Source organism: Paraburkholderia aromaticivorans (assembly GCF_012689525.1).
GTDB lineage: Bacteria > Pseudomonadota > Gammaproteobacteria > Burkholderiales > Burkholderiaceae > Paraburkholderia > Paraburkholderia aromaticivorans_A.
In genome coordinates this window covers 2344474-2365752 of record NZ_CP051516.1, presented here as the reverse complement: position 1 = coordinate 2365752, position 21279 = coordinate 2344474, and the positions used below count along the sequence as shown (strand labels likewise).

Genomic DNA, 21279 nt, shown 5'->3' with positions numbered 1-21279 from the left:
TGACCGTAGCGCCGTGATTGTCGACGGCGCGGTGCACGGGCTCTCGACCTTGAGATAGGGTTTCGCCCATCCGCCACTCTCGCACACTCGCGCCTCGTCTCGCGCAAAAACACACGGTGCGGCTCCGATACAACGGGGCTCGCACCGTAACCTGGCAGTTTATCTTCACCCGATGGGGCAGCGTCCCGTCAGGGCGGCAACCCTGACGGAACCGCGGCGCCCGCTCAGGCGAGGTCGAACCGGTCGAGGTTCATCACCTTGACCCACGCGGCGACGAAGTCGCGGACGAATTTCTCGTTGCCGTCCTCGCTTGCATAGACCTCGGACAGCGCCCGCAACTGGGCATGCGAACCGAACACCAGATCGACGCGGCTACCGGTCCACCTCACCGTGCCGGTTTTACCGTCACGCCCCTCGAAGACGTCACGGGCCGGCGAGACCGGTTTCCATTCCGCACTCATGTCGAGCAGGTTGCGGAAGAAGTCGTTGGTCAGCGTTTCTGGCTTGTCGGAAAAGGTGCCTTGCGGATTCTGCCCGGTCCCGACGTTCAGCACGCGCAAGCCGCCGATCAGCACGGTCATTTCCGGCGCCGTCAACGTCAGCAATTGCGCCTTGTCGATCAGCAATGCCTCAGCCGGGACACTGAATTTGCCCTTCAGATAGTTGCGGAAACCATCGGCGACGGGTTCGAGCGCGCCGACGGATTCCACGTCGGTCTGGTCTTGCGAGGCGTCCATGCGTCCCGGCGCAAACGGCACCGTCACCTCATGGCCGGCGCTCTTTGCCGCCTGCTCGATGCCGGCACTACCGGCCAGCACGATCAGGTCGGCGAGCGACACCTTCTTGCCGCCGGACTGCGCGCCGTTGAACTCGCTCTGGATGCCTTCGAGGACCTTCAGTACCTTCGACAGTTGCTCGGGCTGGTTGACGGCCCAGTCTTTCTGCGGGGCGAGGCGAATACGCGCACCGTTGGCACCGCCGCGCTTGTCCGAACCGCGGAAGGTGGACGCCGACGCCCAGGCCGTCGACACCAGTTGCGACACGGGCAGCCCCGACGCCAGGATCTTCTGCTTGAGCGAGGCGATGTCCTGCTCGTCGACCAGCGGGTGGTCGACTGCCGGAATCGGGTCCTGCCAGATCAGTTCTTCAGCGGGCACTTCCGAACCGAGGTAGCGGGCGCGCGGTCCCATGTCGCGGTGAGTCAGCTTGAACCATGCGCGGGCGAAGGCATCCGCGAGCTGGTCGGGATTATCCAGGAAGCGCCGTGAAATCTTCTCGTAGGCCGGGTCGAGGCGCAGCGAAAGGTCGGTGGTGAGCATCGTCGGCCGCTGCTTCTTGGAGGCATCGTGAGCGTGCGGGATCGTCTCGTCGGCGCCCTTGGCGACCCACTGGTTGGCGCCGGCCGGGCTCTTGGTCAATTCCCATTCGTACTTGAACAGGTTCTCGAAGAAGTTGTTGCTCCATTTCGTCGGCGTGGTGGTCCAGGTGACTTCCAGGCCGCTGGTGATGGTGTCGGCGCCCTTGCCGGAACCGTAGCTGTTTTTCCAGCCTAGCCCCTGATTCTCGAGATCGGCGGACTCGGGTTCGGGACCGACGTTATCGGCCGGACCGGCGCCGTGCGTCTTGCCGAAGCTGTGGCCGCCAGCGATCAGCGCGACCGTTTCCTCGTCGTTCATGGCCATGCGAGCGAAGGTTTCGCGGATGTCGTGTGCCGCGGCAAGCGGGTCCGGATTGCCGTCCGGGCCTTCCGGGTTGACGTAGATCAGGCCCATCTGCACGGCGCCCAGCGGATTTTCCAGGTTGCGTCCGTTATCGTCGCGGCTGACCTCTTCGCCGTGCTTTTCTACGTCGGCGACGATCACGCCGCCGTCGTCTTCATCGCCTGCGGCGCCCTTGCCATAACGGACGTCGCCGCCCAGCCAGGTCTTTTCGTTGCCCCAGTAGACGTCCTGATCCGGCTCCCACGTGTCGGGGCGACCACCGGCGAAGCCGAAGGTCTTGAAGCCCATGGTTTCGAGCGCGACGTTGCCGGTAAGGATCAGCAGATCGGCCCAGGAAATCTTCTGACCGTACTTTTGCTTGATCGGCCAGAGCAGGCGGCGCGCCTTGTCGAGGCTGACGTTGTCCGGCCAGCTGTTGAGCGGCGCGAAACGCTGCTGGCCGCGCCCGGCGCCGCCGCGGCCGTCGCCGATGCGGTACGTGCCGGCCGCGTGCCACGCCATGCGGATGAACAGCGGACCGTAGTGGCCGAAGTCGGCCGGCCACCAATCCTGCGAATCGGTCATCAGCGCGGCGAGGTCCGTCTTTACCGCCGCCAGATCGAGGGTTTTGAAAGCCTCGGCGTAGTTGAAGCTGCCGTCCAGCGGGTCCGACCTGCTGGAGTGCTGGCTCAGCAGGTCCAGCCGCAGCTGCTTCGGCCACCAGTCACGGTTCGTCGTGCCGCCGCCGGCAGTATGGTTGAACGGGCACTTTGCTTCGCTTGACATGCGCTATCTCCTTGAGAGGACGTACCCACAATTTGTTCTGTTACGGTGTCTGTCTTCTTTGGCGCATTGCACGATCCCGCGCCGAGGCGGCTGCCGGAACATCACCTGGTGGGCTCTTGTGGGCGTACTGGGTGTACCGCTGCAATTACCCGACGCGCATGCTCTCTACCCGATACGGATATCGTGGCATGCATTGGACGACCATAGCTCGCGTCGGCAGGCCTGCTGCTGCAACTCAAAATATAGGTGAGACTCACCATCAATAGAATGAGATTAAGGCAATGCCGTCGATAGTACACGGCTATGAAATGCCGCGTGCTTTCGGTGCCATAGCCCATGCTGACCGGCCCCATTGCTGGGAGCGGCCGAAGGCGGTGGTGTCGAGGTAGAGGATAGACCTGAACGGTCTACCGAAAAGGCCAATCAAATACCGAAGGTTGCGGCTACCCGTTCAGTTCGGCGACGAGACGGGTCAGGCGGGCAATGCGATAGCGGAACAGCGGCGCGTGTGGACAATTTTTCAGATGTTCGACGCGATCGCGCCAGTAGGTGGGCGGGAAAGGCTCTCGAGACGCGCAGGCGATGACGCGTTCCAGATGAACGAGTTCGCTTTCGAAAATGTGGTGGTGCATTGTTTGAATCCCCGTGAATGGCTAGTGTGGTCCGCTCACGACGTCGCTAGCAATCTGACGCCGTGTAGGGTTGCAAAAAGCAGATTCTGTTCACGCAGTGGATCTGCGTGGTGATGCAATGCAAGAGGCCGCTGGTCTGACGATCCAGAAAAATCTGTCGGGATGGCTGGGCGTGCAGTGCCGCCGGCCGATGATTCGAATACCCCGCGAAGGGTTGGTGAATGCGCCGCGCGTGGCGCAGCCTGATCAAAAAGAGCAAGCCGCCGCTGCTTGTCCCCGGAAGGGAAGGCAACGACGGCCGCACCCTGTAGCAGCTCACCCGGTGCATAGCCAGACGGAGTCCGCGATTTCGCAGTGACGCATCGCGACGATCTTCTCTATGGAAGCATTCGGTCGCGATGCGTCGACACACGACAGTCACAACTACAACAACAGCACAGCCCTCTCTCGGTCTGTTGCCAACGACACGGTGTCGTCGGACTCGATCGGCGCGTCAACCATGGTTCGGATCACTAACCGAATGACCTCGGTGAATAGCAACGGCTCCGGGGTTCGGCTGCGTCGGCGACCAGCGGCAATCTGCCAATCTGCCAATCTGCATGTCGCCGGACGTCGGTGTGTCGAACGCTTTGTAGCGCGCGATCTTGTTGGTCTCTCAGGTTCCCCCGGCTTGTCGGACGGATTTGCTGCATGTTTCGAAACCGCCTGTCCAGGTTGCTTTTTCAGGCGGCGTTTCGTCTCACTATTTAAGCAATGACCGTGCCAAGCCTCGAAACCGCATCCGAGCAGGGATGCAGGAGATTTTCAGACACGCAATTGGTCAATCTCGTCCATGCGCAGCCTGAAGATTGGACGATTTCGTCCAATTGACCGTATCGAGCATGACGAGAGGGCGCTTTCGTCCACATGGGGACGAAAGCGATGGGGAGGCAGGGGAAAGGTGGGGAACTGGAAAGCGAGAGAGTCCGGCGAGGCAAGCGTGCCGCGCCGGACGAGCACGGAGAGAGAAGCGCCCGGCTTACGACTGGAGACTGACCTTGCTGTAAGTCAACCGGCTGGGACGTACCTTCATCCGCACCAGCGACACGAGGAAGCTGAAGCCGGCCTGATTCGGATCGATCACCGGCACATACGCGCCGAGCGCCTCGCCGAGCAGCGTGGAGACGCGGCTCGCGACGTCGACGAAACCGGTGCAGCCGAGCAGAATGGCTTGCGCGCCGTCGTCCTTGATCGCCTTCAGCGCCGCCTCGAAGGTGCGAACGACCACCACGTCGACGTTGTCGAGTTGCGAGACCGGGCAATCGATCGCGCGGATCGACGCGAAGTTGTCCTGGATGCCGTAGGTCTGCGGATGACCGCGCTGCATCGCCAGCGTGCTTTGCAGGATCGTGATGATCGAGAAACGCTGGCTGAGCGCGAGCGCGGTGAAGGCCGTAGCGGGAAAGCCGCCGATGATCGGGATATCGATCACTTCGCGCGCGGCCTCGACGCCGCACATGTCGAAGTCGGTCAGCCAGATGCCGTCGAAGCCGTCGTTGGCAATGGACTGCGCGAGTTCGACCACCGGCATGCCGTTCTGCAGCCAGTTCGTACGGTTCTCGATGTCGGGATGCCCCGTGGTGATATTGCGGATCTCGACCTGCACGTCCGACGGCAAGACCGGCGCGATGGCCTTCATGATGCGGTCGTTGTAGGCCGACGTGGCGACGGGCACCAGCACGCAGATACGAATGGGTGCGCTCAAGATGCGTCTCCCTTGCGTGCGGTGTGGTGCGAATGGAGTGATTCAAGCGGCACATACGGCCCGAGATAGCCGAGCGTGTTCAGCAACTGCATGAAGCTGTCGAGAATCAGGCCGGGCTTGCGCAATTCGGCTTCGGCACGCCAGGCGATCAGGGTCACCGGGCGCTTGCCGATCACCGGGTTCAACGAACCGTCATCCTTGAGCAGGTCGCCGTTGCTGAAGATCGCCTGACCTTCGCCGCCGACGAAATACGCCACGCTGTCCGGCGACAACACGATCGGCTGCGGACTTGCGCTGTCCCACGCGAGCAGCGACTCGTTCTGATACAGCACCGTATAGGTCCGCTGTCCGGCCTGAATATGCACCTTGCCGACGTCGAAGCCGCCGCTCGTATCGACCTCGGCCGAGACCAGCTCGCCGGGTTCCGAGATGGCGCGCGCGGCGAGCCCGCAATGCTCGGCGAGATAGCCGATCATCTGCTGGGCGCTGCCGATCCGTCCGGCCTGCAACGCGCGCCCGAGTTCGAGCGCACGCGTCAAGGTGCCATGGATCGGCGTGGCGCGGCGGATGTCGGCCGGCTTCATCACCCACATCGCGAGGCCGCCGAACTGGCCGAACTCGGGATCGGCGACGACCGGACGCATCATCTGCTCGACGATCGCCGACACGTCGCGTTGATGCGTCGGGCCGCCCTGGTTGCTGTTGCGCGGCGTCACGTCGAGTTCGACGCACAGGCCACCCTGGCTCACGAGGAACGCCGGGCGCGGATCGATCTCGGCGGCCGCGAAGGTAAGCATCGGCAGCGAGGGCACGGCGCGGCCGGCGCCGTCGGCGTCGATCACCGCGAGGCCGAGTTTCGCCGCCACGAGCGCCGCCACCGTGAAGCCCAGCGCGCCGCTTTCCGGCGGCATCACGTAGGCGAGCTTGGTGGATTGCGAGGCGAGCCGGGTCTGGACGTTCTGCACGGCCGTCACGGGTCCGATCGGAAAGGTCGCGGAGTTGATCGCTTCAGGCGCGCCGAGATAGGCGACCATGACGGCCGCGCCTTCGGTGGCCTCGTCGACCGACACGACCTTGACCGTGTCGGTGGGGTAATAGTCGCCGGTAACGAAATGCTCGGCGAGATGCCGCGCAGATTCAATCGTGCCACCGCCGCCGCTACCGAAGAACGCTGCTCCCAATAGCAGCGGTTCCAGATCTTCCCGGCGTAATTCATATGCCATTTGCGATTCCTTTACTGTCGAGGTTGAAAGAGGCGTCCAGCTGAAGTTCGGCAAGCAGACTCGCGGCGCTGGTGACGCGAGTGGTCGGATCCGTCGTTAGCGAGCGCAAACCGCGCTCGAGTGTGTCGATGGCTTCGGCGCCGCGGCCGGTGGAGCGCAGCAGATCGGCGAGATAGCGCGCGGCGTCCACACGCGCCGGCACTGAACCGAACGCAAGCGCGGTGGACAGCGCGGTGCGCAGACCCAGTTCCGCGGCGTGCACATCGCCCAGCGCCCACTGCGCGCGCGCCCGGGTCACCAGCAGTTCGCCCAGATAGACACGTTCCTGACGGGCGAGGGTCTCGTCGATCGCGGTGGCGAGAATCGCCTCGCAGATCTTGGCGCGGCCCGCGCGCAGCAGCAGTTCACCGTGCTGCCACGTCTTGAAGGAATAGAACAGCGCACCGCCATTGCACACGACGTGGTTGTCGTAGCCGTCGAGCATCACGGTTTCCGCTTCGTCGGAATGGCCGAGCGCACTGAGATGGCATGCGCGCAACACCTGGCCGACGCCGCGATAGAACGCGAAACCGTTCGCGATCGACACCGATTCGAGTTCGCTCGCGAGATGGCCGAGCCGGTCCACGTCATCGAACAGGCAGGCAAGCCACGCGGCGCCCTGCAGGTTGACGGCATGAGCGAGCGCATGCGCGCCCGGTTCGGACGCGCGCAGAATCAACATCTCCATGGCGCGCCGCGCCTGGCCGAATGCACCGATCTGATAGGCGGCCAGCCCTTCGAAGGTCAACGCGAGGCTGGCGAGATCGATCCCTTGCGAGCCGGTACGGGTATCGTTGCGTCCCACGCCGAGCAGGTTGCCGCGCGCGAGACAGGCCAGCGCTTCCTCGCTGTCGCCGAGCCAGAAGAGGGTGTTGGTCATCGCGACGTGGGCTTCGTCGAGCGAGACCCGGTCGCCGCCGTTCTGCGCGCGCTCCAGCATGTTCTGCGCGGTTCCGCGCGCCTGCTTGAGTTGGAGCGTCGTCAGCTGCGTGGTCCAGATGCCGAACTGGATCGCGGCAATTTCGGCGGGCTCGCAGACGCCTTCGCCGATCGTCAGCGCGGCGGCGTAGCAGGCGGTGGCTTCCGCATAGAGCCAGCCGTGCACGCTGCGCAAGCTCATGCCGAGCAGCCGGTAGGCGTCGAACTGCAAACGGCGCACGGCCTCCTGTTCGTGGGGCGTCTGCAGCACGTCGAGGCAGCGGCGCAACAGTGGAATCGCTTCCGCGAACTTCGATTCCTCGATCAGCGCGCTCGCGTGTTCGAGACACTTGCGCGCTTCGCGGTGATGTTCCTCGCGCGACTTCAGCCGCCGCTCGATGGTCTTGCGCCCCACGCCGAGCATGGTGGCGGCCGCACTCTTGTTGCCGCTGGTCCGCTCGAGCGCACGGTCGATCAACAGGTCTTCGGCGGCGGCGAGCTTGTCGCGGCCTTCGAGTTGCAACAGCATGTCGGCGAGACTGGCGCGCGACACCGGCCCGCCGGTTTCGTTGGCGAGAAACGGCTCGAGCGAGTCGACATCGATGAGCGTGTTTTCGGCAAGCACGCTCAACTGGCTGATCAGGTTGCGCAATTGCCGGATATGGCCCGGCCACGAATGCTGGCAAAGCCGCCGGATGGCAGCCGGCGAGAACTCGAGGCGGCGCGCGTGTTGCGATGCGAAGTGAACGACCAGCGCCGGAATGTCCTCGATGCGCTGCTCGAGTCCGGGGACGGCGAGCACGAAGACCGCGAGCCGGTAGAACAGGTCCTCGCGAAATAGCCCGCCACGCGCGAGCTCGCGCAGGTCGCGGTGGGTCGCGGCGACGACGCGCCCCGCGAAATGCAGACTGGTGGATGAGCCGATCGGACGGAAGGTCCGCGTTTCAAGCACGCGTAACAGTTTCGGTTGCAGCGCGAGCGGCAGTTCGCCGATTTCATCGAGCAGCAGTGTGCCCTTGCCGACCTGCTGAAAAAGTCCCTGACGGTTTTCGGCCGCGCCCGTGAACGCGCCTTTCACATGCCCGAACAGTTCGGCTTCGACGAGGTTCTCGGGAATCGCGCCGCAGTTGACGTCGACAAATGGTTGATCCTGGCGCTGGCTGTGCGCATGCACCCGGCGCGCGACCAGTTCCTTGCCCGAACCCGTCGGGCCGAAAATGAGTAAAGGGTGATCAGTCGGGGCAACCCGATCGATCATACGGACCAGTTGGCGAAACGCCGGGGCGCCGCCCACGAAGGCGCCCGAATCAGCCTTGTCGTGGACGAACGGAACGACAGGGGGGTAACTCATTGCAAAGCACGCTCCACTTGAACCGCGCGCGGCGCTACGCGGAAATTGCCGTCGAAAGGACGGAGCGGACGGTCATGCATCGATCGCGTTTCCGGTGAAGTCTTCCGGTTGCGCTGTCGGGACCGTCCGCCGCAAGAAGAGACAGAGTATGACGGCTTGTTGCCGATCTTGCCCTTTTCCAAATTAATCGTCGCAACGGCGCATTTGCGGATTTCATCGCAATGTGTTGCGAGCCGTGCAGCGCTGTCCGGCTGGAGGCTGATGAAAGCTTGCGGCGCTGCCGCCGGTTCGGCGGCAGGCGTGGTGGATGGCGTGTAAGGGCAAGGCACGAATGGGTATCTGACGCGACGGCAAAAACGCGCCTGGCGGTTGATGATGCGTTACCCGGATATCGGCGTCCCAGTCATGATTCTTTAATGAAAGTGGGCTTGCCGGTCAGGCCGCCGCCCCTCGCAGATCCCTGATGTGTTGATAGACGGTGGCACGCCCCATTCCGAGTACATTCGCCACATAATTCGCCGCGCTTTTCCCCTTAAAGGCGCCCTCGGCCCACAGCGCTTCAACCAGTTCGCGGCGATGGTCGCGAGTCAGGGAGTTCAGCGCCAACTGACGCTCCTGGAGCCAGGTGTGAAGGAACGTGTTGATGCGCTCCTGCCAGTCGTCCTTGAACAGTTCCTCAGGCTGCTTCACCAAACCTGCGCCGGAGATCACGCGGTCGATCACGTGCTTCACGTCCTCGAATACCGCGATGTTGTAGTTCACGCACATTACGCCGATGGCGGCCTCGGCGTCGTCGAAGAGCACCGTGCTGACGCAGCGCATTCTCCTGCCATCCCAGTTGATTTTTTCATAAGGGCCGATGGTGCCGGACTCGGCCGAATGATCCATTTCTTCCAGCGCCGACTCGTCGCCGAGTTCGCGCTTGGACAGGTTGTTGGCTATGTAAGCAACGGTCTGGCTTTGCAAGTCATGAATGACGATTTCGACGTACGGGAAAAACAGCAGCGCGATGCCGTCGGCGACACGGCTGTATCGATCCAGAAGCAGCCGACGTGCGGCCGTGGTCTTGGTCTTTCGCATAGGGAGGGATGAAGTTCCGGTTTCGCAGAGTCCGCAGCGTGTTGTTGCGTCATCGTGCTGCAAGTTCTCGTGATATCCGCCATTTTGCCACGAGCGGGATCTCGATCCAGGCGCTGTCTCCGCGTTCGTTGCGCCGTGTTCGGCCCGCTCATCGCGCGCCCGGTGTGACAGCATTTAGCAGCGCAACGTCATGCATCCCGCTGCGTCAAATGCCTGAAAAGTTCGAACGCGATGGCCACGTCTTCGAGTCCCAGTCCGATCGAGCGGAAAAATGCGTGTTTCTGATAGGACGGCTTGTGCGCGACGCCCGACACGAGTTCGGGCAAATCGGCCACCACGTTTTCGGCGGACCAGCCATGTCGCTCCGCGGCCAACTTCATTTCGCCCGCGCTGGCCGGCGTGGTCTGCCGGTAATCGCAATAGACGTCCATGGCGGGAATCCATGAGGGCGGAATTTCGTGGGCGTTCGCAGCGTTGGTGCTGATCGACGTAATGAGCGCCGGCTTGCCGAGCATGCCTTCGTGCAGCACGGGCGTACCCGATGAAGTGCACAAGGCCACCACATCGGCATCGCGCACGCAATCTTCAATCGCGGTGCAAACGGCGACGCGCTCGTCGAGGGCCGCGAGCGCGGCGCGTTTCGCCGCGTTGTCCTTGAGGTCCGGCGAAAACGCCTGAATCGAATGCCAGGGACGCACGGACGCCAGGTGCCGCAGATGCGCCTGGCCCACCGCGCCCGAACCGATGATCGCGAGCCTTCCCGCATCGGGCGCGGCGAGGTGCTCGACGGCGAGCGCCGTTGCGCCAGCCGTGCGCTCGATCGTGAGCAGGCCGGCATCGCACCACATCAAAGGCTGTCCCGTTTCCATCGACATCAGCGCGGTCCACGCGGTAATGACCGGCCTGGTTGGCGTAACGATATACGGCGACAGTTTCGCGCCGAATACCTTGGCGCTCGCCATCACGCCGAGGTAGGTAATGAAGTCCCCCGCGCCGCCTGGAAACAGCGTCAGCGTTTGGGGCGGCTGCGCCGCGGCGTCGTTGCCAAGCGCGCGAAACATTTGCGTCAACGCATTGCGCACGTCGAGATGAGGAAGGGCTTCGCGAACGGTTTCCTCATCGACGATCAACGGAACGGCTTTGTCTATCTTGCTCATTGAACTGCTCTCCATAACGTGCCGGCCTGCGGCGTGGCAGCAATTCTAAAGTCAAAATGTCCAGTCTGGACTTTTATTTTGAAAATTGCTTGCTTTTGCCGGAGTCCAGAATAGACTGTTCATCCAGAGAGAGCGTGAGCCCGGGTTGCTCCGGTGCCTCAAGCGCCGCCTCGAGGCTTTGCAGTCAGCCGTCGTCCGTGTCCTCAATTCGCGATGCCCTAACCACACAGGGAGCCACCATGTTTCAGAAGCTTTCACTTTCAATTTTCGTCGCTGCCGCGTTGCTCGGTTCGGTCGGCACCGTCAGCGCGGAGACCCAAAACACCTTGCGCTTCGGCATCGAGGCCGCCTATCCGCCGTTCGAAAGCAAGTCGCCGACAGGGCAACTGGAGGGCTTCGACGTCGACGTCGGCAACGCCGTCTGCACGAAGATGGGCGTGAAATGCGAGTGGGTGGAGAATGCATTCGACGGGCTGATTCCCGCGTTGCAGGCCCGCAAATTCGACGTGATCAATTCGGCCATGAACATCACCGACAAGCGCAAGCAGACGATCGCTTTCACGCGGCCCATCTATGTCGTACCGATCGTGATGGTGGCGAAGCGCGGTTCGGGCTTGCTGCCTGACGTGAAGGGTCTGCAGGGCAAACGCGTGGGCGTGCTGCAGGCGTCGTCGCAGGAAGATTTTCTGAAGCGCCATTGGGCGAATGCTGGTGTGTCGATCGTTTCTTACGCCGACCAGGACCAGGTGTACGCCGACCTCGTGGCCGGCCGTCTCGATGCTGCCGTTCAGGAAGCGCAGACTGTTCAGGACGGTTTCCTGAACAAGCCCGCAGGCCATGACTATGCGATTGCCGGCCAGCCGCTCAGCGACCCGGCGACGCTCGGCGAAGGGACCGGCTTCGGCTTGCGCAAGGGCGACAAGGCGCTGGCCGGGAAAATCGATGCCGCGCTCGACGCGCTGAAGAAAGACGGCACGCTCAGCGCGCTTTCGCAGAAGTATTTCAAACGCGACATCATCGCGAAGTAGGGCGTTGTCGAACCGGTGCGAACGGATTCGCACCGGACCCATGTGCGTGCTGTCGCATGCATGCTTCCGGTCCCGCCAGGGAAAGCAGAGCGAGTGTATGGATTTCGATGTAATCGTGCTGGGTGCCGGGATCGTCGGCGTGTCGTCCGCGCTGCATCTGCAGGATCGCGGCCGCCGGGTGGCGCTGATCGACCGGCGCGGTCCGGGTGAAGAGACCAGTTTCGGCAACGCCGGCCTGATCGAAAGTTCGTCGGTCGTTCCGTACGCTTTTCCGCGCAATCTCGGCACGCTGCTGCGTTATGCGCGCAATCGCTCGACCGACCTTTACTGGGACTATCGGGCGCTGCCGTCCTTTGCCGGCTGGCTCACCCGCTTCTGGTGGGAGTCGTCACCCGAGCGGCTGATGGCCGCGGCGCACGACATGCTGCCTCTGATGCGGCAAAGCGTTGCAGAGCACGATGTGCTGATCGAACGTGCCGGCCTCGGGCAGCTATCGAGTGACAAAGGTTGGATCGAGGCGTTTCGCACGTCAGCGGAGTTCTTGCGGCAAGCGGCTGCTGCCGAAGTCACGGCAAGTACCTATGGGTTGCGTGTGGTGGCACTCGATGCCGCGGCGTTGGCCGCGCTCGAGCCCGGCGTCGCAGAAGGATTTTGCGGGGCGTTGCATTGGCAGGATCCAAAGAGCATCGTCAACCCCGGCGCGTTGACGAAAGGTTATGCACGTCTGTTCGAGGAGGGCGGCGGCGCGCTGTTGATCGGCGAGGCGACGACGGTGAAGTCGGAAGGCGGCGCGTGGACCGTGCAGACCTCGTCGGGCAGGATCAGCGCGAGAGAGGTCGTCGTCGCACTGGGCCCGTGGTCGGATCAGGTGTTCGCGCCGCTGGGATATCGCATTCCACTGCGGGCGAAACGCGGCTATCACATGCATTACCAACCCACAAAACCCATGCTGTCGATGCCGCTCGTCGACTCGCAGCAGGGTTACGTGGTAGCGCCGATGGAAGGGCGCCTGCGGCTGACCACGGGCGTCGAAATAGCCCGGCGCGATGCGAAGCCGACGGGTATCCAGTTGGAGCGCGCGGAGCGCACTGCCAGACCGACATTCGGTCTCGGCGCGCGGCTCGACGAACGCCCGTGGCTCGGCTTGCGTCCGTGTACGCCCGACATGCGGCCGGTCATTGGGCCCGCGCCGCGCCATCAAGGGCTCTGGTTTGCATTTGGCCACAACCACCATGGATTGACGCTCGGTCCGGTGACGGGTCGTTTGCTGGCGGAGATGATGACGGGCGCTCAGCCTTTTGTCGATGCGCGTCCATTCCGTCCCGAGCGGTTCCGCTAGATGTTCATCAACGGATCACCTGATTGAATAACAAAGGAGAGTGACATGAAGATCAAGGACTTCGGCGTCGAACGCTGGATGGATCTGTACGAAACCAAGTGTACGTACAACCTGGCGGAAACCTGCGTGGAATCGCTGACGGTCGATCAGTTGCTGACGCTGGCGAACAAGCAGGACAGCATTCTCGACGAGCTGCGCGGGCTCAAGCTCACCTACGGCGCAATCGAAGGGTCGAGCCGGCTGCGTGAAGCGATCTCGGCCATGTACGCGCGCCAGTCGCCGGAAAACCTGATCGTCACGCACGGCGCCATCGGCGGCAACGCGCTGGTGTACGAAACCCTGGTCGAGCCTGGCGACACGGTGATTTCGGTTCTGCCGACCTACCAGCAACACTATTCGATTCCCGAGAGCTACGGCGCCGACGTGCGGATTCTGAAGCTGCGCGAGGAGAACGGATTTCTGCCGGATCTCGCCGAACTCCGCAGTCTCGTCAACGACAAAACCCGACTCATCGCGATCAACAACCCCAACAATCCCACCGGTTCGCTGATGGACGAGGCGTTCCTGGCCGCGATCGGCGAGATTGCGCGTTCGTGCGGAGCGTATGTGCTATGCGACGAGGTGTATCGCGGTACGGATCAGGAAGGCAGTGGTTATACCGCGTCGATTGCGGACGTGTACGAGCGCGGCATCAGTACCGGCAGCATGTCCAAAACGTATTCACTCGCGGGACTGAGACTCGGCTGGATCGCCGGTCCGAAGGATCTGATCCGCGCTGTCGCGATTCATCGCGACTACAACACGATCAGCGTGGGCATGATCGACGATCATTTTGCCTCCATCGCGCTGGAAAATCGCGCGGCGATTCTGGCACGCAACCACGACATCGTGCGGACGAACCTGGCGATCGTGGACGCATGGATTGCCAAAGAACCGGCGATGTCTTATATCAAGCCCAAGTCCGGAACCACGGCGTTGTTGAAATACGACCTGCCGATGTCGTCGCTTGAATTCTGCACTGAACTGATCGAACAAACCGGCGTGATGCTGACGCCGGGCAGTGCGCTCGACATGGAGGGTTATGTGCGTCTTGGGTACGCCAACAACCGCTACGTGCTCGAAACAGGGCTTGCCAAAGTGTCGGATTTTCTCGCGAAGCGAGTCTGAGTCATTTGTAATCGAGGCGTGAGGGCACTCACTCGTCGCACTGCACGTCCTGCCTTCGCACGACGATGATCACCGGATATGTGCCGTGTTCGAGTTCCACACGCGCGACGACGGACATCGTCGTGCTGTCGATATCGTCGTACACGCTGACCTTTTCATGCCGCAGGTTCGTGAGGCCGGTACAGCCGGACGCGCGACCCTCGTCGGAAACCTTGCATTGAATCGGGTTGTCCGCGAGGAAGCGATATCGGTCTCTGTCCGGTGTCGCCAGGTATTCGCGAAAGCTCTGCGCCGATCCACCGACGCCGGTGACATACCCAATCGCGCACTGCAGTTTGGGTGTGTCGCTGCTCCCGGATGTCTGCGCGGTCGCGGCCGTGCTTACGGCCGCGGTGAGCGCCACGAGTGTCGATGCAAGGAGGTATTTCATGGCGCGAATCACGGTTGTCGGATCGAAGTGCTGGATTGTAATGGCATCTCCAGAAGCATGCTCCGCTAGACGTTGAACAGCTCGCTACGCGCCGCGTCCAGAATCATCGCGACAGCCGGATGGCTGATCCGGCGCTCGATCGAGATCGCAAAGAATTCCTCGACGATGGAATTGATCTGGCCGACCGTCGTGAGTTTGTGCTCGGCCTGTAACTGGCTTTCCAGCACGGTGGGCGCGAACAGCAAGCCGCGGCCTTCACGGGCGAACGCCATGGTCATCGCGCCGTCGTCGAACTCGCCGACGATGCGCGGCGAAATGGCATGGGACGCCAGCCAGTGATCCAGCTTGCGGCGCACCGCCGATTCCGTACCCGGCAGCAGCACCGGTAACTGACCGAGCGACAACGGGAAACGCTTCTTGCCGCTCTGGATCAGCGCTTCCGCGCCGAAGCAACTGAGCGTCGAACGGCCGAGCCGGTGATTGAACGCCTTGATGTTGACGTCGGCGGGAATGGGGGCATCCGCGATGATCAGGTCGAGGCGATGCAGGGCCAGTTCCGCGAGCAGCGCATGCAGCTTGCCCTCGTGGCAGATCATGCGCAGCGATACGGACGCGCTCAGTGCGGGTTCCAGCAGCCGGTACGCGATCGCCTTCGGCACCGAATCCGCGATACCGACACGAAACCGCGTTTGCGGGCCAGCTTCGTTCTCGCGCCGCACGGCGCTTTCGAGCTCCGAGCCTAGCGAAAATATTTCGTCGGCGTAATCGAGCGCCAGGCGGCCCGCGTCGGTCAGTTCGAGCGTGCGCCCGCTTTTCCTGAACAGCTTCTTATCCAGCGCTTCTTCGAGCAGCTTGATCTGGCCGCTGAGCGTTTGCGGCGAGATATGCAACTGCTCGCCCGCCCGAACGATACCGCCCGCGTGCGCCGCGACCCAGAAGTAATGCAGATGCTTGAAGTTCACGATCTCTCCATAGATTACGCAATACTACGGTTTTCTCGAAGTGTCAGCATAGAAAATACGCATTTTACGTTACTTCACGTTCAGGTAGATTGAGGTCTCGCCCAAGGTTCATGCGGGGCGGCTAACGGAAGCTGACGGAGGTGGCAGATGGCATCGGTTGCACAATTCCTGCGTTCAAAATCGTCCCAGACAGTATGGTCGACTCAGGCATCCGCTTCGGTTTACGACGCGGTCGCGATCATGGCTCACCGGCGGGTGGGCGCGCTGATCGTCGTCCATGACGGGCGAGTGGCCGGTATCGTCACGGAGCGCGACTACGCGCGCAAGATCGTGCTGATGCACCGCTCATCAAGGATTACGCCGGTGCGCGACATCATGTCGACGACCGTGCGCTATGTCAGCCCGGAGCAGACCACGGAGGAATGCATGGCGCTCATGACGGAGTACCGGATCCGCTATCTGCCTGTCATTACGGAAGGGCAGGTGATCGGCATGGTGTCGATCGGCGACCTGATCAAGAACCTGATTGCCGAGCAGGAAGACACGATCCGGCAGTTGGAGCACTACATTCACGGCAACAGTGTTCAGGTCGGCCATCGCGGCTTTCAAACGCACTCACCAGCCGGTTTTGCCACCTGAAAAAATATTACTGTTCGTAAAGTATTCGGCGCGACCAGGACGAGCGCGCGAAGCGGGCAGTCCCCTGACTTACCAAAGAGGCTTTTTATGTACACGCAGATCATCAATCAACTTCGACGTGCTGCCGGCGCGGTGACGCGCGGGACGGCGGCGCTCGGTCTGGCGGGGCTACTTGCTCTCGGCGCCGTGGCGTCGAACGATGCCGAAGCGAAGCGCGTGGGCGGGAGCCAAAGCATCGGCCGTCAGTCGCAAACGGCGTCGCCGTCCGGGCCAGCACAGCGCAGCCAGCAAGCTCAACCGGCGCAGCAGGCCGCACAGGCGCCGGCAGCCGCGGCGGGTAATCGGTGGATGGGCCCACTCGCCGGGCTCGCCGCCGGCCTTGGCATTGCGGCGTTGCTGTCATCGTTTGGCCTTGGCGAGGGACTCGCGCAATTGATGTCCAATGCGTTGCTGATCGGCCTGGTGATTCTCGCGGGCGTCATGCTGTTCCGCTTTATCGCCAATCGGCGTCGTCCGAATCTCGCTTATGGAGACGGCGCCGCGAACCGGCCGCAAACAGGCGGCTCGCCATTTCTGAATCAGATGGGGCAATCGCGGCCTGAAACGAATTTTCGGGGCTGGCCGCGCGCCGCGATGGGTTCGGCCGGAGCAGCGGACACCGTGAAGGCGCCTGAGCTTTCGCTCGGACCAGATCAGGCGGCGTTTCTCGTATCGGCGAAAGGGATGTTCATGCGTCTCCAGGGTGCATGGGACCGGAACGAGCAGGGTGACCTGTTCGAGTTGACGACGCCGGAGATGTTCGCGCGTCTCAAGCAGGATCTGGAAGCGCGGGGCCGCGAGCCGAGCCGTACGGAGGTGCCACAACTCGATGCCGAGGTGCTCAGCACCGAAAGCAATGCGGATGAAGCGCTGGTCAGCGTTCGCTTTTACGGTCAGATCCGGGAAGACAGTGCACAGACCGCGCAGCCGTTCCAGGAAATCTGGAACCTGGTCAAGCAGGCGCAGGGTGACCAGGCGTGGCGACTGGCCGGCATTCAGCAGATCGACTGATAGCAGCACGGGTTGAGGCCGGCGCGAAGAAGCGCCGGCTTTTTTTTGGGCTGCTCCGTCAGTCTGTCATTGGGCAACTTCGGTTTCGACGACCGGGAAATCGATCTCGGTATCGAAGACGTTGTTGACGAAATTCGTCAGCATGAATTGCGCGGCGAGCGCGATGATTTCGACGATGTTGGCATCGCTGAAACCGGCTTCGCGCACGGCGTGCAGATCGCTCTCCGTGACCTTGCCGCGCGTTTCCATCAGCGTCTTCGCGAACGCTACGCCCGCGGCGATTTTGGGCGTATGCGATTTGCCGAGCCGGTTCAGGCGAATCTCATCGTCGTCGATATGAGCCATGTTGCTCGCAACGTAGCTATGCGCCGACAGACAGTACTGGCAGCCATTGACCTGGGAAACGGCGAGCGCGATGCCGTCGCGCAGTTTCGCATCGAGCGTCTTCGTCAGCGCGCCTTGCAGGCCGGCCCAACCGTTCAGCGCATTGGGGCTTAGCGCCATGATGCGAAAGAGGTTGGGCGTCATCTTCAGTTGCTTCGTCATTGCATCGATGACCGGCTGCGAAGCGGCCGGAAGAGCGTCGTTGGCGGGAAGGGCGATGCGGGTCATGGTCGTGTTCCTGTTTCTGATGATCGAGAGAAGGGTGCGTCTGCATCGGAATATCGGCATGCGTTCTCGGCTGCATTGATGAAAATTTTAGGCGTGCAGGTCGAACGAAAAATCCTGAGAACAGACGCAAAAGTCCGCAACTGCACGCGTGGGCATGGATAGCTTAAAAAAACGAAACCGGTGCCTTGCATCGGCGTTGACGTGCCGGTGCGAGGCCCCGGTCAGGGCGCAAGAGCATGCGAGTCTGGAGCGCAGCGTCCGGCAGACGATGCAGGAAGGTCTGACGATCAGCCCTTGGCGGATCCCTGACGGTATTCGGCGGGACCCGTATCGAACACCTCGCGAAACGCGCGCGCGAACGCGCCGCGGCTCGCATAACCGGCGTGGCGCGCCACCTGATCCAGCGACAGGTCGCCGGCGCGCAATTGGGCGGCCGCCTGGCGCATGCGGATGTCGCGCAGCACCTGCATCGGCGACTGGCCGAGCGCGGCGGAAAAGCGCGCCATGAACGCCGAACGGCTGAGGATCGCCGCTTCGGCGAGACTGGCGACGGTGTGCGGCGCGCCGGGGCGGCCCACCATGTCGGCGAAGGCCCGTGCGATTTGCGGATCGCCGAGCAGCGCGAATCGTTCCATCCAGAGCGCGTTGGATTTCAACGACCGCCGCACGAGCGCGACGATCACCTGCTTGAGCAGCGCGCCCGACATCGCGCCGGCGCCGATCTCCTGCGCGACGAGTTCATCGAACGCCGTGCGCAGATAGACATCGAGCCGGTCGGAAGCTTCGAACTGCTCGACGATCGGCGTCGACAGGGCGCCGAACAGATTGATCGACGCGCCGAAGGACGCCTTGAAATAGCCGCAGATCATGACGGTCATCGGTTCGGCGTTCCCCGCGCGGAAACGGTTGATCGAATCGACGACCTGTTTGTGCTCGCGCCCGGGCACGACGGTCGGCGCGATACCTGCCTGGTTTGCCGGTACCTCGAGCTTCATTGAATGACGCGGCGGCACGATCAGCAGCGTGTGAGGCTTGAGCGGCACGGTCTCGGCGCCTGCGATGTGCAGCCGCCCTTCGCCCGCCAGGATGTAGTGGATGCCGGGTGCGTCGTGGCCATCCAGTTCCAGCATGAATCCCTGGCTGACCAGGCACTCGGAAAGCCCGAGTACCTGAATGTCGAGCAGCGTGATCAGCTCGTTCAGATTGCCGGGCGATAGACGTGGCGACGAAATTGCTTGTGAAACAGGCATGGGTCATCCGCGGGAAGTGAGGCAAACAACAGATGTTTGAGCGTGGACGATGATTGTCGCAGGTTTCCGTTGAGCGCAATCGCACGTCGCGGGCGATGAAGCCGCGCCTGGCCTCGCCGAGCGGCTCGCGTAGCGAACGGACGGACGTGGGACCTAACCAGACAGGCATCCCTCAACCTGGCATCGGAGGCTTATTTAGCATCCCGAATACATCGGTAATTTACGTATCGCTCGTTGAACGAAGTGCCCGCTGCCTTGACAAGCTGAAAAGGAATGGCAAATGGAAAACAATCTTCACACTACGGAGAATCGGCTATCCGGCCCACGATCCACGCTTCGAACGCTTCTGTTTGTGGTTTCGTCGTGCTTCCTGAGCACGGCGCTTTCGGCGCAAGAGCCGGTATCCGCCAATGCCAGCGAGGCGGGTGCGCAGACAACTCAACCCCGCCATCTCGATCGCTCCGGCAAGTCGCGCAAGGGCAAGGCCTCGTACTATGGCCGGGAGTTTTATAAAAAAGAAATGGCCGACGGTACGCCGATGAATCCGCAATCCAATGCCGCCGCGAGCAAGACGCTACCGCTTGGCACCACGGCCCGGGTCACGAATCTGAAAAACGGTAACAGCGAGGTGGTCGAAATCAGGGACCGCGGCCCCTATGTCAAAGGTCGAATCGTCGACCTGTCACCCAAGACTGCGGATAAGCTCGGGTTAAAAAAAGACGGCGTCGCCCCCGTCGAAATCAAGCCGGTGGAAGTTCCGCAAGCCGACGGTACTGTGAAGCCGGGCGCAGGTGTACAGGAAACCCAGCGCGGCAGGTCGTCGGTCGATGTGCAGGATAGTCATTCCTTGCATTGAATGGGCGGCACAACGACAACAGACGCTTCTCGTCGTTCGACTCGTGAGAAGGCTTCCTGAGCGGATGTTTGTCCGCGTCGACTAACTGACGGGAGATAGCGCGCACGATGGGTGCCACCTCATCCTGACGGGCAGCTCATCGCCTTAACATGCACGCTCTGGCAGGGATACGATTCAGGTAGCTGCGGGGTCCGCGCTGCACTCACATTTAAATCGCCACTGGTCGCGGCGCAGCCGGCGAGCATCATGACCAGACCCGATATGGCCGCGATGTGACTCCACTCAGTAGAACGCATACGTACTCGACACAAAAGAAACGGGGTGTTGGCGTTCGCCAACGCTATAAACCGGTTGTCGATCTTCAAGGCCTGGTCACCGACAGGTAAGCCGCGGCCTCTTCGATCTGCGCATCATTCAATGTCGCCGCGACGGCTGTCATCGTTCCCGGCGTCGGCGGCTTACCCTTCGCGCGTGCCTGGAATTCGTGTAACCGGGCAACGACAAACGCGGCCGGTTCACCCGCGATGCCCGGAAAGCGCGCGCCGTTGCCTTTGCCACCGGCCCCGTGACAGCTGAAACAGGCGGGCACGTTCGATCCAGCACCCATCTCGGCAAGCTGCTTTCCGGCGATCATCAGACTCTGCTGTGGCGGCGCACCTTCGGCAACCGGCGGGTCTTGGCTGGAAAAGAAGTTTGCGAGTTCGCGTATTTCGCTATCGGAAAGATTGAGCGCGACCGTCTGCATGACAGCGCTTGCGCGGGTGCCCGCCTTGAACATCGACAGTGCATGCGCGAGATAATCCGCATCCTTGCCGGCAAGCCGCGGCCCACCGGTTACGGTGCCGGCGCCCAGTGCGCCGTGGCACGCGACACACGTCGCGATGGACGGCGCCGTCGCCCCCGCGGCGGTAGGTTGCGCATTCACTGCGGACTGTGCATCGCAGGTGCCTGCGAAGCCGACGAGCGCCACAATCGAAAGTGAACGCAAGCCGTCGCGCAGCATGTTGATAGAACGTGAACTGATCATCGTGGTCTTCCCGATAGCCTGCGAACAAGCGTCTGGTGAACGACGCTGTGAGGCGATTCTGCGGGAATGATTCTGACCAGCGAGCGTCGAAAGAATTACGGATTTGTTATCTGACGCGAGCACGGACCTGCCTGCCGCCGCACTGCCCATCAAGCCAAACAGCCAGTGGCACGCAATTCCATTGCATAGAATCAGGTTACGCGCAGAACGCTTTCGGGCAACACGATCGCAGTCGCGTTCGCGGTCGAGCTTGCGCGTAGACAACGCGATTCGTACTAATCGTAAGGAG

The 21279-nt window shown here is 62.3% G+C and carries 18 protein-coding genes; 6 read left to right on the top strand and 12 right to left on the bottom strand.

Annotated features, from left to right (window positions below):
* Positions 1–224 precede the first annotated feature (224 nt).
* The 7 genes from katG to HF916_RS38710 all read right to left on the bottom strand — a co-directional run bounded on the left by katG (position 225) and on the right by HF916_RS38710 (position 10630).
* Positions 225–2486 (bottom strand): catalase/peroxidase HPI, encoded by a 2262-nt coding sequence (gene katG, locus HF916_RS38740; protein ID WP_168794013.1) that lies wholly within the window; start codon positions 2484–2486, stop codon positions 225–227.
* Positions 2487–2929: 443 nt separating this feature from the next.
* Complete coding sequence (locus HF916_RS38735) at positions 2930–3118, bottom strand: hypothetical protein (RefSeq protein WP_168794012.1); 189 nt, start codon at positions 3116–3118, stop codon at positions 2930–2932.
* Between the two features lie 1018 nt (positions 3119–4136).
* Positions 4137–4862 carry an aspartate/glutamate racemase family protein gene (locus HF916_RS38730; protein ID WP_168794011.1) on the bottom strand — a complete coding sequence of 242 codons (726 nt, stop codon included), beginning with the start codon at positions 4860–4862 and terminating at the stop codon, positions 4137–4139.
* A complete protein-coding gene (locus HF916_RS38725) occupies positions 4859–6085 on the bottom strand; it encodes a DUF917 domain-containing protein (protein WP_168794010.1) in 1227 nt (408 codons plus the stop codon). Before HF916_RS38725 ends, HF916_RS38730 begins: the two co-directional genes overlap by 4 nt.
* Positions 6075–8393 carry a sigma-54 interaction domain-containing protein gene (locus HF916_RS38720; protein WP_168794009.1) on the bottom strand — a complete coding sequence of 773 codons (2319 nt, stop codon included), beginning with the start codon at positions 8391–8393 and terminating at the stop codon, positions 6075–6077. Before HF916_RS38720 ends, HF916_RS38725 begins: the two co-directional genes overlap by 11 nt.
* A gap of 435 nt (positions 8394–8828) precedes the next feature.
* Positions 8829–9473, bottom strand: a complete 645-nt coding sequence (locus tag HF916_RS38715) for a helix-turn-helix transcriptional regulator (RefSeq protein ID WP_168794008.1) — start codon at positions 9471–9473, stop codon at positions 8829–8831.
* 188 nt (positions 9474–9661) lie between these two features.
* Complete coding sequence (locus HF916_RS38710; RefSeq protein ID WP_168794007.1) at positions 9662–10630, bottom strand: ornithine cyclodeaminase family protein; 969 nt, start codon at positions 10628–10630, stop codon at positions 9662–9664.
* 239 nt (positions 10631–10869) lie between these two features.
* On the opposite strand from HF916_RS38710, the gene HF916_RS38705 reads away from it, so the two are divergent.
* The 3 genes from HF916_RS38705 to HF916_RS38695 all read left to right on the top strand — a co-directional run bounded on the left by HF916_RS38705 (position 10870) and on the right by HF916_RS38695 (position 14164).
* The gene (locus HF916_RS38705; protein WP_168794006.1) at positions 10870–11658 is read left to right on the top strand and encodes an ABC transporter substrate-binding protein; all 789 of its coding nucleotides are present in this window, start codon (positions 10870–10872) and stop codon (positions 11656–11658) included.
* 97 nt (positions 11659–11755) lie between these two features.
* Positions 11756–12997, top strand: a complete 1242-nt coding sequence (locus tag HF916_RS38700) for an NAD(P)/FAD-dependent oxidoreductase (RefSeq protein ID WP_168794005.1) — start codon at positions 11756–11758, stop codon at positions 12995–12997.
* 45 nt (positions 12998–13042) lie between these two features.
* Positions 13043–14164 carry an aminotransferase gene (locus HF916_RS38695; protein ID WP_168794004.1) on the top strand — a complete coding sequence of 374 codons (1122 nt, stop codon included), beginning with the start codon at positions 13043–13045 and terminating at the stop codon, positions 14162–14164.
* Positions 14165–14192: 28 nt separating this feature from the next.
* Here HF916_RS38695 and HF916_RS38690 read toward each other — a convergent pair whose 3' ends face one another.
* Both HF916_RS38690 and nhaR read right to left on the bottom strand, forming a co-directional pair.
* On the bottom strand, positions 14193–14594 hold the full coding sequence (locus tag HF916_RS38690; RefSeq protein WP_168794003.1) for a hypothetical protein: 402 nt from the start codon (positions 14592–14594) through the stop codon (positions 14193–14195).
* 65 nt (positions 14595–14659) lie between these two features.
* Complete coding sequence (nhaR, locus tag HF916_RS38685) at positions 14660–15556, bottom strand: transcriptional activator NhaR (RefSeq protein ID WP_168794002.1); 897 nt, start codon at positions 15554–15556, stop codon at positions 14660–14662.
* A 147-nt stretch (positions 15557–15703) separates the two neighbouring features.
* Here nhaR and HF916_RS38680 point away from each other — a divergent pair, with 147 nt between their 5' ends.
* On the top strand, positions 15704–16195 hold the full coding sequence (locus HF916_RS38680) for a CBS domain-containing protein (protein WP_168794001.1): 492 nt from the start codon (positions 15704–15706) through the stop codon (positions 16193–16195).
* Between the two features lie 87 nt (positions 16196–16282).
* Positions 16283–17245 (top strand): Tim44 domain-containing protein, encoded by a 963-nt coding sequence (locus HF916_RS38675; protein ID WP_168794000.1) that lies wholly within the window; start codon positions 16283–16285, stop codon positions 17243–17245.
* A 66-nt stretch (positions 17246–17311) separates the two neighbouring features.
* Here the strand turns inward: HF916_RS38675 and HF916_RS38670 are convergent, their stop codons facing one another.
* Positions 17312–17857 (bottom strand): carboxymuconolactone decarboxylase family protein, encoded by a 546-nt coding sequence (locus HF916_RS38670; protein ID WP_168793999.1) that lies wholly within the window; start codon positions 17855–17857, stop codon positions 17312–17314.
* A 287-nt stretch (positions 17858–18144) separates the two neighbouring features.
* Complete coding sequence (locus tag HF916_RS38665; protein ID WP_168793998.1) at positions 18145–19107, bottom strand: AraC family transcriptional regulator; 963 nt, start codon at positions 19105–19107, stop codon at positions 18145–18147.
* 280 nt (positions 19108–19387) lie between these two features.
* Between HF916_RS38665 and HF916_RS38660 the strand changes: the two genes are divergently transcribed.
* Complete coding sequence (locus HF916_RS38660; RefSeq protein WP_168793997.1) at positions 19388–19963, top strand: septal ring lytic transglycosylase RlpA family protein; 576 nt, start codon at positions 19388–19390, stop codon at positions 19961–19963.
* A gap of 361 nt (positions 19964–20324) precedes the next feature.
* On the opposite strand, the gene HF916_RS38655 is transcribed toward HF916_RS38660, so the two are convergent.
* Positions 20325–21254, bottom strand: a complete 930-nt coding sequence (locus tag HF916_RS38655; RefSeq protein WP_240975677.1) for a c-type cytochrome — start codon at positions 21252–21254, stop codon at positions 20325–20327.
* Positions 21255–21279: the final 25 nt, after the last annotated feature.

Excerpts from the sequence above, each read along its gene's own strand:
- HF916_RS38705 (WP_168794006.1), top strand. The coding sequence starts at position 10,870 with ATGTTTCAGAAGCTTTCACTTTCAATTTTCGTCGCTGCCGCGTTGCTC.
- HF916_RS38715 (WP_168794008.1), bottom strand. The coding sequence starts at position 9,473 with ATGCGAAAGACCAAGACCACGGCCGCACGTCGGCTGCTTCTGGATCGA.
- HF916_RS38670 (WP_168793999.1), bottom strand. The coding sequence starts at position 17,857 with ATGACCCGCATCGCCCTTCCCGCCAACGACGCTCTTCCGGCCGCTTCG.
- katG (WP_168794013.1), bottom strand. The coding sequence starts at position 2,486 with ATGTCAAGCGAAGCAAAGTGCCCGTTCAACCATACTGCCGGCGGCGGC.
- HF916_RS38665 (WP_168793998.1), bottom strand. The coding sequence starts at position 19,107 with ATGCCTGTTTCACAAGCAATTTCGTCGCCACGTCTATCGCCCGGCAAT.
- HF916_RS38675 (WP_168794000.1), top strand. The coding sequence starts at position 16,283 with ATGTACACGCAGATCATCAATCAACTTCGACGTGCTGCCGGCGCGGTG.
- HF916_RS38660 (WP_168793997.1), top strand. The coding sequence starts at position 19,388 with ATGGAAAACAATCTTCACACTACGGAGAATCGGCTATCCGGCCCACGA.
- HF916_RS38720 (WP_168794009.1), bottom strand. The coding sequence starts at position 8,393 with ATGAGTTACCCCCCTGTCGTTCCGTTCGTCCACGACAAGGCTGATTCG.
- HF916_RS38735 (WP_168794012.1), bottom strand. The coding sequence starts at position 3,118 with ATGCACCACCACATTTTCGAAAGCGAACTCGTTCATCTGGAACGCGTC.
- HF916_RS38680 (WP_168794001.1), top strand. The coding sequence starts at position 15,704 with ATGGCATCGGTTGCACAATTCCTGCGTTCAAAATCGTCCCAGACAGTA.
- HF916_RS38710 (WP_168794007.1), bottom strand. The coding sequence starts at position 10,630 with ATGAGCAAGATAGACAAAGCCGTTCCGTTGATCGTCGATGAGGAAACC.
- HF916_RS38695 (WP_168794004.1), top strand. The coding sequence starts at position 13,043 with ATGAAGATCAAGGACTTCGGCGTCGAACGCTGGATGGATCTGTACGAA.
- HF916_RS38700 (WP_168794005.1), top strand. The coding sequence starts at position 11,756 with ATGGATTTCGATGTAATCGTGCTGGGTGCCGGGATCGTCGGCGTGTCG.
- HF916_RS38725 (WP_168794010.1), bottom strand. The coding sequence starts at position 6,085 with ATGGCATATGAATTACGCCGGGAAGATCTGGAACCGCTGCTATTGGGA.
- HF916_RS38690 (WP_168794003.1), bottom strand. The coding sequence starts at position 14,594 with ATGAAATACCTCCTTGCATCGACACTCGTGGCGCTCACCGCGGCCGTA.